11 protein-coding genes are annotated in these 15,946 nt (G+C 72.9%); 4 read left to right on the top strand and 7 right to left on the bottom strand.

The features are described from left to right. Positions 1 to 5 precede the first annotated feature (5 nt). Complete coding sequence (kdpF, locus tag ACIQWG_RS32925; RefSeq protein WP_404102313.1) at positions 6 to 95, bottom strand: K(+)-transporting ATPase subunit F; 90 nt, start codon at positions 93 to 95, stop codon at positions 6 to 8. A gap of 255 nt (positions 96 to 350) precedes the next feature. After that, entirely contained in the window at positions 351 to 2,192 is a 1,842-nt protein-coding gene (locus tag ACIQWG_RS32930) for an APC family permease (protein ID WP_404102315.1), read from the bottom strand. Between the two features lie 245 nt (positions 2,193 to 2,437). On the opposite strand from ACIQWG_RS32930, the gene ACIQWG_RS32935 reads away from it, so the two are divergent. Further along, positions 2,438 to 2,992, top strand: coding sequence for a hypothetical protein (locus tag ACIQWG_RS32935; protein WP_404102317.1), 555 nt, complete (start codon positions 2,438 to 2,440; stop codon positions 2,990 to 2,992). 3 nt (positions 2,993 to 2,995) lie between these two features. On the opposite strand, the gene ACIQWG_RS32940 is transcribed toward ACIQWG_RS32935, so the two are convergent. Then, positions 2,996 to 5,452, bottom strand: a complete 2,457-nt coding sequence (locus ACIQWG_RS32940) for an ATP-binding protein (protein WP_404102318.1) — start codon at positions 5,450 to 5,452, stop codon at positions 2,996 to 2,998. 503 nt (positions 5,453 to 5,955) lie between these two features. On the opposite strand from ACIQWG_RS32940, the gene ACIQWG_RS32945 reads away from it, so the two are divergent. The 3 genes from ACIQWG_RS32945 (at position 5,956) to ACIQWG_RS32955 (ending at position 8,903) form a co-directional block, all read left to right on the top strand. Continuing rightward, the gene (locus tag ACIQWG_RS32945) at positions 5,956 to 6,792 is read left to right on the top strand and encodes an SDR family NAD(P)-dependent oxidoreductase (protein WP_404102320.1); all 837 of its coding nucleotides are present in this window, start codon (positions 5,956 to 5,958) and stop codon (positions 6,790 to 6,792) included. A gap of 315 nt (positions 6,793 to 7,107) precedes the next feature. After that, positions 7,108 to 8,112: an ATP-binding cassette domain-containing protein gene (locus tag ACIQWG_RS32950; RefSeq protein WP_404102322.1), complete on the top strand. Its 1,005-nt coding sequence runs from the start codon at positions 7,108 to 7,110 to the stop codon at positions 8,110 to 8,112. After that, positions 8,109 to 8,903 carry an ABC transporter permease gene (locus ACIQWG_RS32955; RefSeq protein ID WP_404102324.1) on the top strand — a complete coding sequence of 265 codons (795 nt, stop codon included), beginning with the start codon at positions 8,109 to 8,111 and terminating at the stop codon, positions 8,901 to 8,903. Before ACIQWG_RS32950 ends, ACIQWG_RS32955 begins: the two co-directional genes overlap by 4 nt. Here ACIQWG_RS32955 and ACIQWG_RS32960 read toward each other — a convergent pair. From ACIQWG_RS32960 to ACIQWG_RS32975, 4 genes are all read right to left on the bottom strand, one after another. After that, positions 8,881 to 12,042 carry an ATP-binding protein gene (locus ACIQWG_RS32960; protein ID WP_404102325.1) on the bottom strand — a complete coding sequence of 1,054 codons (3,162 nt, stop codon included), beginning with the start codon at positions 12,040 to 12,042 and terminating at the stop codon, positions 8,881 to 8,883. The two genes, ACIQWG_RS32955 and ACIQWG_RS32960, sit on opposite strands and share 23 nt — an antisense overlap. Before the next feature lie 290 nt (positions 12,043 to 12,332). Beyond that, a complete protein-coding gene (locus ACIQWG_RS32965; protein WP_404102327.1) occupies positions 12,333 to 13,358 on the bottom strand; it encodes a VOC family protein in 1,026 nt (341 codons plus the stop codon). Continuing rightward, positions 13,355 to 14,227, bottom strand: coding sequence for an alpha/beta fold hydrolase (locus ACIQWG_RS32970; protein ID WP_404102329.1), 873 nt, complete (start codon positions 14,225 to 14,227; stop codon positions 13,355 to 13,357). The genes ACIQWG_RS32965 and ACIQWG_RS32970 overlap by 4 nt, the downstream gene beginning before the upstream one ends. Before the next feature lie 8 nt (positions 14,228 to 14,235). Then, positions 14,236 to 15,894, bottom strand: a complete 1,659-nt coding sequence (locus ACIQWG_RS32975) for a bifunctional 3-(3-hydroxy-phenyl)propionate/3-hydroxycinnamic acid hydroxylase (RefSeq protein ID WP_404102331.1) — start codon at positions 15,892 to 15,894, stop codon at positions 14,236 to 14,238. Between the last annotated feature and the right edge of the window lie 52 nt (positions 15,895 to 15,946).

Below are 15,946 nucleotides of genomic sequence, written 5' to 3' on the forward strand. Positions count from 1 at the left end.
ATGTCTCAGAACCTCTCCGGGAAGATCAGGGCGAGGACGAGATAGCCCAGCAGGGTGACGGCCACGACGAGGCCGACGATGGTCTCGGCGGTCACAGCTTCGTCACCCCCTTGGCGGCGAGAGCCACCAGCGCGAAACCCGCGATGATGACGACGACGAAGGCCAGATCGGCCATCGCTGACTCCTGGAGTGAGGTTCGAGGTAAGCGGACGATTCGAGGAAAGCGCCTGTTCGGCCGGAAAAGGCCGCCCTTGACGGCCCTCTAACGGCGGCGCTGACGCCTTTGACGGGACTCATACGGCACGTGATCCGTGCCACTGGTGAGGCGCTGGAGCGGATGGTGAGCCGGCTCACAGCAGCCGGAAACGGAGCCGGCAGATCACCGCGTCCGTCTCCCGGCGTACGGCGTGCGCGACGACCGCGCCCCGCTGGTTCTGGAGCAGCCGCTGCCACAGCCGCTCGGGCTCGGCCTCCGGGATCAGCACGGTGACCCGCGCCCCCGGTTCGGCGGCGGCCACCTCACGGACGTAGTCGGCGATGGGGCGGCCCAGCGAGCGCCGCTCGCAGTTCAGCCGGACCAGCGGCACCCCGGGGTCCCACTCCGTCCAGGCCAGCTCCAGCGCGTGCAGGGCGGCCCGGTCCTCGGCGTCGGGGTAGCAGACGGTCACGGCGCGGACCTCGTCGCCGAGGGAGGTGGCGGCGGTCAGTGCCTCGGAGGTCAGGCGGGAGATCGAGGAGACGGGCACGATCACGACCGAGCGGTCGCGGTGCGGATGCTCGGGGACCCGGCCGAGGCCGAGGCGCTCGCCGATCCGGGTGTAGGCCCGGTGCACGGTCTCGAAGGCCAGGACGAGCAGGGGCAGGGCGATCACGATCAGCCAGGCGCCCTCGGCGAACTTGGTCGCGGTGACGACGACGGCGGCGACGCCGGTGAGCAGGGCACCGGACCCGTTGAGCAGCGCCTTGCCGCGCCATCGGGGACCGCGCTCGAGGCGCCAGTGCCGGACCATGCCCACCTGCGCGACGGTGAAGCCGACGAAGACGCCGATGGCGAACAGCGGCACCAGGGTGTTGGTGTCGCCGCCGGAGAAGACCAGCAGCGCGGCCGAGGCGGCGGCCAGGGCGAGGACGCCGTGCCGGTGCACCTGACGGTCGGCCTTCAGCGCGAAGACGTGCGGCAGGTAGTTGTCGCGGGCCAGCAGTTTCAGCAGTACGGGGAGGCCGCCGAAGGAGGTGTTCGCGGACAGGGCCAGCAGGATCACGGTCGCGAACTGGATGACGTAGAAAGCCCAGTTGTGGCCGAGCGAGGCGTCCGCGAGCTGGGCGAGGACGGTGACGCCCTCGACCGGCTGGAGGTGGAAGCGGGAGATCAGCACCGACAGGCCGATCAGCATCACACCGAGGGCGGCGCCGAGGGCGACCTCCGCGCGCTGGGCGCGCCGGGCACGCGGGGCGCGGAAGGACGGGACGGCGTTGGCGATGGCCTCGACGCCGGTGAGGGCCGAACAGCCGGCGGCGAAGGCCTTCAGCAGCAACAGGGCGCCCACGGTGGTGGCGTTGTCGGCGAGGACCGAGGCGTGGCCGGCGGCGGTGGCGGTGCTGACCGGCTCGGACCGGAACAGCCCGACGACGATCAGCACGAAGATGGAGCCTACGAACACCACGGTCGGCACGATGAACGCCTTCGCCGACTCCACGATGCCGCGCAGGTTGACGGCGGTGACCAGGGCGAGCGCGGCCAGGCACAGCCACAGCCGGTCGTCGTAGAGGGCCGGGAAGGCCGAGGTCAGGGCGGCCACGCCGGCCGTGACGGCGACGGCGACGTTCAGGACGTAGTCCAGGACGAGCGAGGCGGCGGCCACGAGGCTGGTGCGCGCACCCAGGTGCTTCCTCGCGACGGCGTAGGAGCCGCCGCCGTCCGGGAAGGCCGCGATGACCTGCCGGTACGAGGCGACCAGCACCGCCAGCAGGGCGGCGATGGCCAGGGTCACCGGCAGGGTGAAGCCGAGGCCGTGGGCGCCGGCGGCGGCCAGGACCAGGACGATCGCCTCGGGGCCGTAGGCCACCGACGCCATGGCGTCCAGCGACAGCGCGGCGAGGCCGGTGACCGCGGTCAGCCGGTGGCGTTCACCGGTATCGGGCGGCTCTTCGCCGGCGGGGACGGCGTCCGGCTCGGCGGTCAGAACGGACATGAAAGGGTGCTCCTTCGGGCGGTGTTCGCGGAGCACCCAGGTTCTGTCCGTCCTCGCCGCATACGGCTGTTCCTTGCGGCTTCTTCGCGCCCGGCGGCCCTGCCTTGACGGAACTTTGACGGGCGTGTGACGCGGGCGACCGCGGCGCGCCCGCGCGGGCCCGGCGGCAAGGAAACGTCGGGCCTGCGTAAGAGCCGCGTCAACCCGGACCGGACCGGCATCCCCGGGTCACTACCGTCGGCGCCATGGGACGCCGTGACGACGTGCGCAGAAGAACCCTCGACGCGCGTGCCGAGGACCCTGGCGGTTCCGGTGCGGCGACGAACGACCGCGACCGGGCGCGGGAGCTGTGGAGCGCGGTCCGCTGTGCCGGCCTGCTGCTCGTGGCGCTCCTCCTGGTGGACTGGGGCGCCGGCCGGATCACCCCGTGGCGTGCCGCGCTGTGGTTCGCGCTCGCCGGGCTGCTGCTGGTGGTGCTGTGTCCCGCCCGGGTGTGCGCGGGCGGGAACTGGCTGACCTCGCGGCGGCTGGTGCGTGAACACCGGGTGCGGACCGACCTGTTGGTCTCGATCCGTTGCCTGGACGGAGTCTCCCGGCGGCTGGTGCTGCGGGACTCGCTGGGCGGCCGCGTCGAGATCGACCCGGACGTCCTGGTGCGCAATCCACAGCTGTGGGGGCACCTGGCACCGGGGGCGCGGAAGGCGGCGGCCGACGGCTCGTTGCGGTGCGGCAGGGCCGTCCTGCGACGCCTGGACGGTGAGATCGCCCGGGCCGTGTTCCGGGCCTCCGGGATGCAGTGAGCGTCAGCCCCCGTTCGTCGGCAGCGACACGACCATCGTGAGACCGCCGCCGGGGGTGTCCTCCGGGGTGAGGGTGCCGTTCATGGCCTCGGTGAGTCCGCGGGCGAGCGCCAGCCCGAGGCCCAGGCCGGTGGTGTTGTCGGTGTCGCCGAGCCGCTGGAAGGGCTCGAAGAGCCGCTCGCGGCCGTCGGCCGGCAGACCGGGCCCGCGGTCGACCACCCGCAGCTCCACCCGGCCCGACAGGGCGCTGGCGGTGACCAGTACCCGCTTGCCGGGCGGGGTGTGGCGGGCGGCGTTGCCGACCAGGTTCGCGATGACCCGTTCCAGCAGCGGCGGGTCGGCCAGCACGGCGGGGATCTTCTCCACGTCCGCCACCTCCACGCCGGTGACGTCCGCCAGAGCCATGGGCAGCACCTCCTCCAAGGAGGTGCCCCGCAGGTTGAGGCTGAGTGCTCCCGCCTCCAGTCGGCTGAGGTCGAGAAGGTTCTCCACCAGTCGGTTCAGCTTGGCCATGGACTCGTCGGCGGTGGCGAGGAGTTCGGCCCGGTCCTCGTCGGAGAAGGCGACATCGCGGCTGCGCAGCGAGGTGACGGCGGCCCATCCGGCGGCGAGCGGGGTACGCAGGTCGTGTCCGACCGCGCGCAGCAGTGCCGTACGCAACCGGTCGGCGGCTCGCACCGGCTCCACCTCGGCCACGGCCTCGGCGAGCTGGGCACGCTCGACCGCCGAGCCGACATGGGCGGCGAAGGCGGCCAGCACGCGTCGCTCCGACGACGACAGGGTGCGGCCGCGCAGCACGAGCCAGGCGCCGGGGCCCGCCGGAACGGCCGTCGCACCACCCGCGGTGCCGGGTGGTTCCGCCACCAGGTCCACCGCCTCCATGCCGAAGGTCTCCCGGGTGCGCTCCAGCAGGGCCGGGATGGTCGCCTCGCCCCGCACGATGCTGCCGGCCAGCGACGACATGGTCTCCGCCTCGGCCGTGGCCCGGGCGGAGCGGCGCGACAGGCGCAGGGAGCGGTCCATGACCGCGGCGACGGTGGCCGCCACGAGGGCGAAGACGCCGAGGGCCAGCAGCGCGTTCGGGTCGTCCAGCGTGAACCCGCCGATCGGTGGGATGAACCAGTAGTTCAGCAGCAGCGACGCCGTCACCGAGGCGATCACGGCGGAGGCGACCCCGCCTATGCAGGCCACGCCCACCACGGTGAGCAGGAACAGCAGGGCCTCGCTGGTCAGGTTCAGCGTGCCCCGCAGCTGGGCGAGGACGACGGTCAGCAGTACCGGGAGCACCAGCCCGGCCACCGGACCGGCGATCAGCCGGGCCGTGGACAGGGTGCGCCGCCTCGACGGCAGCAGCGTGCCGCGGCCGGCGCGTTCGTGCGTGACCCGGTGGACGTCGATGTCCCCGGACAGCTCGGTCACGGTCTCCCCCGTGCCGGGCCCGCTCAGGAACCGTGCCAGCCGGCCGCGGCGGCTCGTGCCCAGCACCAGCTGGGTGGCGTTCTCGGCGCGGGCGAAGTCCACCAGCGCGCCGGCCACGTCGTCGCCGACGACCGAGTGGTAGCTGCCGCCGAGGTCCTCCACGAGCCGGCGCTGGCGGGCCAGCGAGGCGTGCGAGACACCGGCGGCGAGACCGTCGCTGCGGGCCACGTGCACGGCCAGCAGATCACCGCCCGCGGACCGGTCGGCGATGCGGGCCGCCCGCCGCAGGAGCGTGTCGCCCTCCGGGCCGCCGGTCAGCGCGACGACCACCCGCTCCCGGGTCTCCCACACCCGGCCGATGCGGTGCCGGGAACGGTACTCCTGAAGCGCCTCGTCGACCCGGTCGGCCACCCACAGCAGGGCCAGTTGACGCAGGGCGGTGAGGTTGCCGGGCCGGAAGTAGCTGGCGAGGGCCGCGTCGATCTCCTCGGGCGCGTAGATGTTGCCGTGCGCCATGCGCCGGCGCAGCCCCTCGGGCGGTATGTCCACCAGCTCGATCTGCGAGGCGCGTCGTACGACCTCGTCGGGCACCGTCTCGTGCTGCGGCACGCCGGTGATCTTCTCCACGACGTCGTTGAGGGACTCCAGGTGCTGGATGTTCAACGCGGTGACGACGTCGATGCCCGCTTCGAGCAGGGCCTCGATGTCCTGCCAGCGTCTGGGGTTGCGGCCGTCGCCTGGGACGTTGGCGTGGGCGAACTCGTCGACGATCGCGACCTGCGGGCGACGCGCGAGGACCGCGGCCAGGTCCATCTCCTCGAACGCCGCGCCTCGGTGGGCGCAGCGTGCCCGGGGGACGGTCTCCAGGCCGTCGAGCATCGCCTCCGTGCCCGGGCGTCCATGGCACTCCGCGAACCCCACGACCACATCCGCACCGCGCGCGGCGCGGCGCCGTCCCTCGTCGAGCATCCGGTAGGTCTTGCCGACCCCCGGGGCCGCCCCGAGGTAGACCTTCAGTCGTCCGGGCCGTACGTCATTCATCGCCGCCGACGTGCTCCACTCACTGGCTCAAATCCCCCGCACACAGGGTTTCGTCCCCTCAAGGAAGCCGCTTCGCGGGACGGTCCGTGCGGTTGTTAGCGGTTCCTTGGCGTCGGCACCGGGGACCTTGACGCCGCCTTGACGTGCCGCGGGGCCGGCGGCGCCGGGAACGGCCCCGCCGTCAACAACCCGTATGCGCACGTCAGAGCACCGTCAGAGAACGGCGTCACGGCTTGCCCCGGCGGAGCGGTACGGCTTCCATGGACGTCGTGAACAGCGCCTGGCTTCTCTTCGACCGACCGCCGAGTCCCGCTCGGCCGTCGTGTCCCGAGCCGCGCTGACCGAAAGCGCCCGCGTCCGCCGACGCCGCGTCCCGCCGACGCCGCTTTCCGCTGACCCGAGGGGCGCCGTGATCGACTCCGGCGCCCCTCGTGCCGTCCTTCCCACCGCACGCCCACCGCCCTCACGGGCCGTGCGGCGTGCCCGCAACCCCGGATTGGATCATGTCCGACTCAAGCCTGTCCTCCCTCTCCTCCGCCGGCTTCCTCGGCCGTACGGTCCTGGTCACCGGCGGCACCGCCGGCATCGGCCACGAGACCGTGCGGCAACTCGCCGAACGCGGCGCCACCGTGCTGCTGCACGGCCGTACCGCGGAGGAGGCCCGCGCCGCCGCCGACGCCCTGGTCGCCACGGCGGGCGTCGACGCGGACCGACTGTGCACCTACGCCGCCGACTTCGCGCGCCTCGACGAGGTCGAGGCCCTCGCCCATCGGGTCGTCGCCGAGCACCCGCACCTGGACGTCCTCGTCAACAACGCGGGCATGGCCGCACCCGAGCGGCACACCGTGACCGCCGACGGCAACGAGATCGCCTTCCAGGTCAACTTCCTCGCCCACTACCTGCTGACCTGCCTGCTGGAGCCGGCGCTCACCAGCGATCCGGGCGGCCGGGTCGTCAACGTGTCGTCGTCGCTGCACCGCACGGCGTCGATCTCGTGGGCCGACCCGAACCGCGCCCGCCGCTACTCCCGGCTCGCCGCCTACGCCCAGTCCCAGCTGGCGCTGACGGTGTTCGCGGCCGACCCGCGTGTCGCCGCCGTCTCCGTCCACCCGGGCGTCTGCGACACCGCGCTGCTGCCGTTGTACGCCCACGAAGGCGTCACGCCCGCCGAGGGCGCCGGCCATGTGGTCCGGCTGTGCGACCCGGCCGTCGAGATCGTCAACGGCGCCTACTACGACCGCGGCGAGCGCGTCGACCCGGCTCCGGCGGCCACCGAGGACCGCACGGTCAGGCGCCTGACCAAGCTCGCCGACCTGCTCGTCGGCCGCAGCACCACTTGAACATCACGGCACGGCACGGGAGTTGACGTACATGTCGAAGCGAGCCCGCAAGAAGAAGGCCCGCCGCAAGAAGAAGGCCAACCACGGAAGCAAGGCCGGTCAGCGCTAGACCCGGCGTTCAGGCGCGGGAGCCGGACCTTCGGGCACCGGGCCCGGCATCAGGGGCGGACGACGAGGAGCAGGACACGCTCCCAGTCGCCCACCCCGTTCCGTATCCCCTTCCTGACCTGCGCGTTTCATCCCTGGCAGCCGTCCCCTGCGCGCTGAAACCCGGCTGAAGCCGTTCTGAACCGGCTCGGCCGCAAGCTCTCCGGCATGACGACAACGCATCACGAACCCGCCATCGCGGTCGAGGGTCTGCGCAAGTCCTACGGGGACAAGACCGTCCTCGACGGCATCGACATCCAGGTACCGACGGGCACGGTCTTCTCCCTCCTCGGGCCGAACGGCGCCGGGAAGACCACCGCGGTCAACATCCTGTCCACGCTGATCGCCGCCGACGGCGGGCGGGCGAGGGTCGCCGGGCACGACGTCACCGTCGAGGCGCAGGCGGTGCGCGCCGCGATCGGTGTCACGGGGCAGTTCTCCGCGGTGGACGGCCTGATCACCGGTGAGGAGAACATGCTCCTGATGGCCGACCTCAACCACCTCTCCCGGAGCGAGGGGCGGCGGGTCACCGAGGAACTGCTGGAGCGGTTCGACCTGACCGAGGCCGCGAAGAAGCCCGCGTCCACCTACTCCGGCGGCATGAAGCGCCGCCTCGACATCGCCATGACCCTGGTCGGCAGCCCGCGGATCATCTTCCTCGACGAGCCGACCACCGGCCTCGACCCGCGCTCCCGGCACACCATGTGGGGCATCATCCGCGAGCTCGTCTCCGGTGGCACCACCGTCTTCCTCACCACCCAGTACCTGGAGGAGGCCGACCAGCTCGCCGACCGCATCGCGGTGCTCCACGGCGGCAGGATCGTGGCCCAGGGCAGCGCCGAGGAGCTCAAGCGGCTGGTCCCCGGCGGTCATGTGCGGCTGCGCTTCTCCGACCCCGACCTCTACGAGCGTGGTGCGAACGCGCTGCGCGAGACCACCCGTGACGACGACGCGCTGACCCTCCAGATCCCCAGCGACGGCAGCCAGCGCGAACTGCGCGCGATTCTCGACTGGCTCGACGCGGCCGGCATCGAGGCCGACGAACTGTCCGTGCACACCCCCGACCTCGACGACGTGTTCTTCGCCCTCACCGGCAGCCCGGTCCCCGCCCAGGGCACCGACTCCGACTCCGCCTCCGCCTCCGCGTCCGACAAGAAGGAGACCGTTCGATGAGCACCGCCGGCCACGCCCTCCGCGACAACATGACCATGCTGCGGCGCAACCTCCTGCACGCGCGCCGCTATCCCTCCCTCACCCTGAACCTGCTGCTCACGCCGGTCATCCTGCTGCTGCTCTTCGTCTACGTCTTCGGCAACGTGATGAGCGCCGGCATCAACGGCGGCACCGCCAACCGCGCCGACTACGTCGCCTACGTGGTCCCCGGCATCCTGATGATGACCATCGGCGGCATCGCGATCGGGACCGCGGTGTCCGTGGCGATGGACATGACCGAGGGGATCATGGCCCGGTTCCGCACCATGGCGATCTCCCGGGCCTCCGTGCTGATCGGCCATGTCGCCGGCAGTGTGATCCAGGCGCTGATGGCCCTCGCCGTGGTGCTGGGTGTCGGGCTGGCCATCGGCTTCCGGCCCGACGCCTCGCCGCTGGAGTGGCTCGCGGCGGCGGGGCTGCTCGCCCTCGTCAGCACCGCGCTGATCTGGCTGGCCGTCGGCATGGGCCTGGCGTCGCCCAACGCCGAAGGGGCCAGCAACGCCGCCCAGCCCCTGATGATCCTGCCCCTCCTCGGCAGCGCGTTCGTGCCGCTGGACGCCATGCCGGGCTGGTTCCGCTGGTTCGCCGAGTACCAGCCCTTCTCGCCCTTCATCGAGACCCTGCGCGGCCTCCTGATGGGCACCGAGATCGGCACGAAGAACGTAGTGCTCACGCTCGTCTGGTGCGTGGCCCTGACCGCGCTGGGCTACTGGTGGTCCAAGGCGCAGTTCACCCGCGAACCTCGCCGGTGAGCTCCCGCACCGCGGCGACCCGCAGTTCCTCGCGCCCCAGGGCGGCGTACCCCGACCTCGCGTCGGCGTACGCCGCCCCGTCGGCCTTCTCGGCCGCCTGCCGGGACCGGGCCGAGGAGAAGGTGGGGAAGTCCCGTACCACCGGCATCCGTTCGGCCAGCGCCAGCAGCCGTACGGCCGACGCGTCGCCCCGGGCGAGCCCGGCGAAACCGAGGGCGAGCAGGACCGTGCCGTACACCGGCAGTTCCACCGGAGCCCCGTCGTGGGCGGAGCCGGACGAGCCGGACAGCATCCGGAGCAGCCGTTCCCGCAGGTGCCCGGCCAGTTCGGCCACCGGCTCCAGCCGGCCGTGCTGGGCGTGTGCGGCCACCGCGGCCGACTGCATCCTGAGCAGCCAGCTGTCCAGGAACGGATCGCCGGCGGAGCGTGAGCCGCTGTCCCGCATCCGTTCCACGGCCTGGCGCCACAGCCCGAGCCCGACCTCCGTCAGCCCCCGGCCCAGCGCGATCTCCGCCCGGACCGGCAGATCGGAGGTGTAGGTCTGGGCGTCCTCGCGCTGCGGGGCCGACGCGGCGAGCCGCAGCCAGTACTCCGCCTCGTCGATCTTCCCGCGGTGCAGACAGGCGAGGACCAGTCCCCAGTGGATGCCGCCCGAGTCCAGCCGGTCGCCGAACTCGCCGAACGCGTCCAGCGCGGCCCGCAGATGGTCGTACGCCTCCGCGCCCCGCTCGGACTGAAGGCACAGCTCGCTGACCCGTCCGTGGCCGAGCAACCGCATGGCGGGGTTGGCGAGCGGGGCCAGCGCGTCGAGCATCCGCCGGGCGCACTCCAGCGCGCGCTCCGTCTCGTGCTCGGACTCCCATACGTAGCTGGCGACGCCGGACGCGATTCCCGCCAGCAGGGGCTCGTCGGCGTCGCAGAGTTCTTGCAGCCGCGTGTACTCCGGCGGGCGTATGTCCGGCACGGCGCACAGCACCGCGGCCATCGCCCGCACCAGGGTGTCCGGCGGGGCCGGCGGCAGCCGTCGCAGGGTGACGAGCTGGCGTACGGCGTGCGGGCCGAGGCCCATGAAGACGCTGGCCGCGCAGACGGCCGCCGCGCTGCGGGCCGGTTCCACGTCCTCGGGGTTGTCGGGGCCGGGGCGGAAGTGGGACAGCGGGCCGCCGGTCTCGGCGGCCAGGCCGGCGAGCCGGGCGTAGTTGTTTCCGGTGGCCCACAGCGAGGACAGCACGGCGGTGACGGCGGCGGTGGTGGGGCCGTCGGTGCGGGCCAGCGCGTGGCGCAGCGCCAGGACCAGGTTGTCCTGCTCGGCGCGGACGCGGTTCCAGGAAGCCAGCGGTTCATTGCTGAACAGCAGGTCGTGGTGGGCACGGCCGAAGTCCCGCGCCCAGCGCAGGAACCGGCCGGTGACCGCCTCCTCCTCGCCCGCCTCGGCACGCCGGTCGGCGCTGAACTCCCGCAGCGTCTCCAGCATGTGGAAGCGCACCCCGGCAGGGCCGTCGCCCACCTTGATCAGTGACTGGTCGGCCAGTTGCTCCAGCAGATCCAGCGCGTCCCCGGTCCCGGGGAGCACGTACTCCGCGGCGTCCGCGGTGAAGCCTCCGGGGAACACCGACACCGCGCGCAGTGCCGCCCGCCCGTCGGGCTCCAGCAGGTTCCAGCTCCAGTCGACGACGGCCCGCAGGGTGCGATGCCGCTCCGGCGCGTCACGGGCGCCGCCCCGCAGCAGCGCGAAGCGGTCCCGCAGCCGGCGTGAGATGTCGGCCACGGACAGCACCCGTACCCGGGCCGCCGCCAGCTCCACGGCCAGCGGCAGACCGTCCAGGTGCCGGCAGACCTCGGCCACCTGGTCGGCGGGCAGTTCCACGCCGGGCCTGGCGGCCCGCGCCCGCTGCTCGAAGAGTTCGACCGAGGTGGTCAGGGAGAGCTCCGGCAGCAGATGGACGGACTCCGACGTCAGGCCCAGCGGAGCCCGGCTGGTGGCCAGGACCCGCAGTTCCCTCGACCGCGACACCAGTGCCTGGACGAGTCGGGCGGCGCCGTCGATCACGTGCTCGCAGTTGTCCAGCACCAGCAGGGCGGGCCCGGGGCCCAGCGTCGCGAGGATCCCGCCGACCGGATCGGGCTCCGCTCCGCCGGCGAACTGGGGGCCTTCCCCGGCGGCGACGGCCGAGGCCACTTCACCGGCCACGTCGTCGTCGGCGATGACGCCGACCAGGCTGACGAAGTGCACCAGCGGCTGCTCGGCCACCCGGCTCACCGCGTGGGAGAGCCGGGTCTTGCCCAGCCCGCCGGGGCCGACGACCGTCACCACCCGCGCGGCACGCAGCAGCTCGGCCACGGCGGCGATGTCGTCGTCCCGTCCCAGCAGCGGGTTGGGATCGTGCGGGACGCCGTGGCGGGCGGGCGGCGCGTCCGCGCGGAGCAACTCCTGGTGCACGGACCGCAGTCCGGGTCCCGGGTCGGTCCCCAGTTCGTCACGCAGCTTGCGGCGGTAGAGGTCGTACCGGCTCAGTGCCGCCGCCCGCCCCGCCGTGACGGCCTCGCAGCGCAGCAGCTCCGCCAGCACCTCCTCGTCCCGCGAGGACTCGCGGGCCAGCTCGGCGAGCGGCGCGGCGGCCTCTTCGCGCCGCCCCAGCCGGGCGAGGGCGAGGGCCCGGGTACGGGACAGCGAACGGTGTGCCCGGACCCGGTCGGTGCGCAGCGCCACCACCGGATCGTGCAGATCCTCTCCGCCCGCGGCGCCGACGGTCCCGTCCCACAGGGCCAGACCGGCCTCGGCCTGTGCCAGGGCGCCCGCGTGATCGGCCGCCCGCGCGCGCTCGGCGCTCACCACCTCGTACCGCAGCAGCGCGGCCGCGTCGACCTGCGACTCGTCCAGCGCCAGCCGGTACCCGTTCGGAGTGCTCACCACGAGGTCGGCGCCCAGCTGTCCCCTGAGCCGTGACACCAGCACCTGCACGGCCTTGCCGGGCCGCTCCGGCAGCTCGTCCGACCACAGGCCCTCCACCAGCCGGCCGGTGCCGCAGCCGGTGCGCAGCTCCTGTGCGAGCAACGCCAACAGACCGCGCAGCCGAGGCGCGGTGATCTCCCGTCCGTGCCAGGCGACTCGGGACAGCAGGGCCAACTCGGTCGTCACCCGTGCAGAGTAACCAGCCGAGTGGGGCGGCGCTGCCGGGATTCCCCCGCGGCGGGCGTGCGGCCGCCTCGGGGCCCGGCGGAGCCCCGGGTGCGGGGTCCGCACGGTATGGGTTAGGGTTCTGCAAGAGCTGGTCGCCGCAATTCCGGGTGGCTGGTGATGCGTTGGTGGTCCAAGGAAAGACGCCCCGCTTCCTGCGGGGAAATGCAGGTGCAAGGCCTGCCCAGCGCTCGATCACAGGCCCGTCCGCGCGATGCGCGGGCGGGCCTGTTGGCTTGCTCACAGCGGCCTCAGTCGTCGGGGACGCCGGCGCCGCTGAGGGCCGGGACCGTCTCCTCCCGGCGGGCGAGGGAGCGGGCGCCCAGCCGGAACTGTTCGAGCCGGTCGACGATGGTCCGGCCGACGGGCGTGTGGCCCCAGACGCTGATGCCCTGGTGGGTGCTGGGTTCCCAGGTCGTCTCGTCGACGACGAGGGGGTTCCAGCCGACCTCCCACTCGAATCCCGAGGGCGTGCGGGCGTAGTAGGAGAGCTCCTTGTCGTTGGTGTGCTGTCCGACGGACAGGGCCATGTCGAAGCCGAGTGCGTGGACGCGGTCGTAGCTGCGGGCGAGGTCGTCCAGCGTGGCCGCCTGGACGTTGAGGTGCTGGACCCGGGTGCGGACGGGGTCGATGGGCAGGCCCCGGACGGCGGCGATCGCGATGGAGTGGTGGCGTTCGTTGACGCGCAGGAAGCGGATCTTGAGCTTGACGCCGCTGATCGTCTCGTCGATGTAGTCGGAGAGGCGGGCGTCGAAGACGGTGTCGAAGTAGCCGCGCAGCAGAGCCGGTCTGGCGGTGGTGACGGCGACGTGCCCCAGGCCCGCGTCGCCGGTGACCCAGCCGGACGCGAGCATCCGCAGGGGTCGTGGGGAAATACGGGGGGTGGTGTAGATCTCCTGGGTGATCCCCTTGGGGCCGGGGAAGCGCAGCAGGCGTTCGACACCGCGCTGCGCCGCCTCCTCGGCGGTGCCCTCGGCGCACGGCACGCCGTGGGCGCGGACGCGGGCCTCGATCTGCTCGAAGGTGAGGTGGTCGTCGAGATGCCAGCCCGTGGCCACGACGTCCTCGGCGGGGCCGCGGCGCAGCAGGAAGCGGCACTCCTGGTCGTCGAGGCGGAAACGCATCAGGCCGGTGTCCAGGTGGTCGTGGTGCATGCCGATCGCGTCGGTGCCGAAGCGGCGCCAGTCGGCGAAGCGGTTCGTCTCTATGACGATGTAGCCGAGGTGGACCGAGCCGAAGACCGAGGAGACGCCCGTCGGGGCCGAGGAGACCTTCATCGGCGGCCGGCCAGGAAGTCGGCGCAGATCCGGTTGAACAGCTCGGCCCGCTCGAACTGCACCCAGTGCCCGGTGTTGGCGACCTCGTACAGATCGCAGTTGGGCATCCGGTCGGCCAGCATCCGGCCACCGGAGGGGCGGTTCACCCGGTCCGCCGCGCCCCACAGCACCAGGGTCGGCACGGGCAGCCTCGCCAGCCGCCGGTCGCGGGTGAAGTCCATCCGCCACAGGGTGCGCAGCGCGTTCTTGCCGGACGGGCGGCGCAGCGGCGGGGCCGCGACCACCTCGGGGTCGATACTGGCCTCGTAGCGGGCGTCGATCACGGCGTCGGGCACGTCGGCGGCGTTGAAGACCAGGTGGGTGCGGATGAACTTCTCCAGCTTCGGACGGGAAGGGCCGTCGCCGGAGTAGTAGTCGAGGAGGCTGTTCAGGCCGGGCGTGGGCAGGGCGCGGGTGGTGCCGATGCCGCCGGGGCCCATCAGGACCATACGGCCGACCCGGTCGGGGGTGTCGAGGGCGAGGCGCAGGGCGCAGGCGCCGCCGTAGGAGTTGCCGACCAAATGGGCCTTTTCCAGGCCGAGTTCGTCGAGCACCCCGCGGATTCCCGACGCGAGGTACCCGAAGGGGTCGGTGCCGTCCACGCCCTTGCTGCTACGGCCGTAGCCGGGCAGGTCGGGGACGATGACCCGGTACTCCTTCGCCAACTCGGCGATGTTTCGGGCGTAGTTGGAGACGCCGGAGGCGCCGGGGCCGCCGCCGTGCAGGAGCAGGACGGGCGGGCCCTCGCCGGTCTCGGCGACGAACACCTTCTTGCCGGGGACGTCGAGCAGCGACTCCCGCAGGGAGGGCACGGGCGTGTGTGTGGTCATGAGGATTCCTAACCGGCGATCGAGGTGGCGGGGCGCGGGGCCGGTGCGAATCCGGCGGGAGGCGGCGGGAGTTGGGCGGCCGGCGGGGCGGCGGCGTAGACGTAGGCGTCCGGGCGCAGGGCGAGGACGGCGGCGCGGCGTGCGGCCATCCAGGGCAGCAGCACACCGTCGTCGTCGACGATCGCGTCCTGCGCCGGACGCGAGCCGGCCGGGCGGACGGTCAGTGCGGGGACACCGCTCCGCTCCCAGGCGGGCTGCGGGGCGGACCGTTCGCCGTGCAGAAGCAGCCAGCGGCCGGCGAGTACGTCGTCGAGGCGGACCCGCACACCGTCGGGGCCGGTCACCCACGGCTGGGGTATCTGGTGCCCGGACGCCCTGGTGCGGGGGCGGGCCTGGAAGCCGTCGGCGTAGCGGGCGGCGGGGATCCAGTGGGAGTCCGCCAGCAGGGCGCTCAGGCGCGTCGCGCGGTTCAGCAGCCGCAGCCCCGAGTCTCGGATCCGGGCCACGGCCGGTCGCCGTTCGGTGATGACCCGCCCCACGAACACCGCCCTCCGGGTGACCTCTTCGACGTGCGGTTTGCGCTCGGCCTCGTAGCTGTCGAGGACGCTCTCGGGCAGTTCGGCGCGCAGGACGGCGGCCAGCTTCCAGCACAGGTTCGCCGCGTCGCGCACACCGGCGGCCATGCCCTGGCCGATCCACGGGGGCATGGCGTGGGCGGCGTCCCCCGCGAGGAAGACCCGCCCGGCCCGGAAACGGGCGGCGAAGCGGACGTGGTGGCTGTACACGGTGGCGCGCAGGATCCTGATGCTGTTCCGGTCGATCCCGTACCGGGACACCAGCGCGTGGATCGCCTCGTCGCTCGTCAGATACCGCTCGTCGTCGCCGGGCAGGATCGGGAACTCCCAGCGGTGGTGCCCCAGCGGCGTCGGGCAGTCCACGGCCGGCCGGGCCGGATCGCAGCGGAACCGCAGCCGGTCGTGATCCGGCCACGGTTCGAGCATCTCGGTGTCGATGACCACCCAGCGGTCCTCGTACGTCCGCCCCTCGTAGCCGATGTTCAACTGGGCGCGGGTGAGGCTGGAACCCCCGTCGGCGGCGATCACGTACGCGGCGCGCAGCCGTCGTACCCAGTCGCCGTCGGTGTCCACCACGGTCAGTTCCACACCGTCGGCGTCCTGGCGCAGACGCAGACACTCGTGGCGCAGCAGCACCTCCACGTTCGGGTAGCGGTCCACCCCCTCGCGCAGCACCCGCTCCAGCGCCGGCTGGTGAAGGAACATCTGCGGCGGATGGCCGTGCCCGCGCGGGGTGGGGCACGCGCTGATGAAGGGCCTGCCCCGCGCGTCGACGAAGTCCAGCGGACGCTCGGCCAGCATGTCGTGCTTCAGCCGCTCGGCCAGCCCCACGCGCTGCCAGATCCGCAGGACCTCCTCGTCGGTGGAGATCGCCCGTGCCCGGGAGTAGACCTCGGCGTCGCGCTCCAGGACGACGACCCGCAGGCCGGCGGCGCCCAGCAGGTTCGCCGCGGTGACTCCGGTGGGGCCGTAGCCGATGACCGCCACGTCGTACCTGTCTGCGCCGGCTGCGTCGCCGTTTCCGCCGTCGGTCCCCTCGTCGGTCCCGTCGGTTCCGCCCCCGGCCCTGTTCCCGGCTTCGATCCCACTCACCGGACCACCTCGCTTCGTCACTGCCGCGGCTCTTGTCGGCTGACCATCAGTG

Origin of the sequence: Streptomyces sp. NPDC098781, from assembly GCF_044759995.1 — a bacterium.
In the GTDB taxonomy this organism is placed as follows: domain Bacteria; phylum Actinomycetota; class Actinomycetes; order Streptomycetales; family Streptomycetaceae; genus Streptomyces.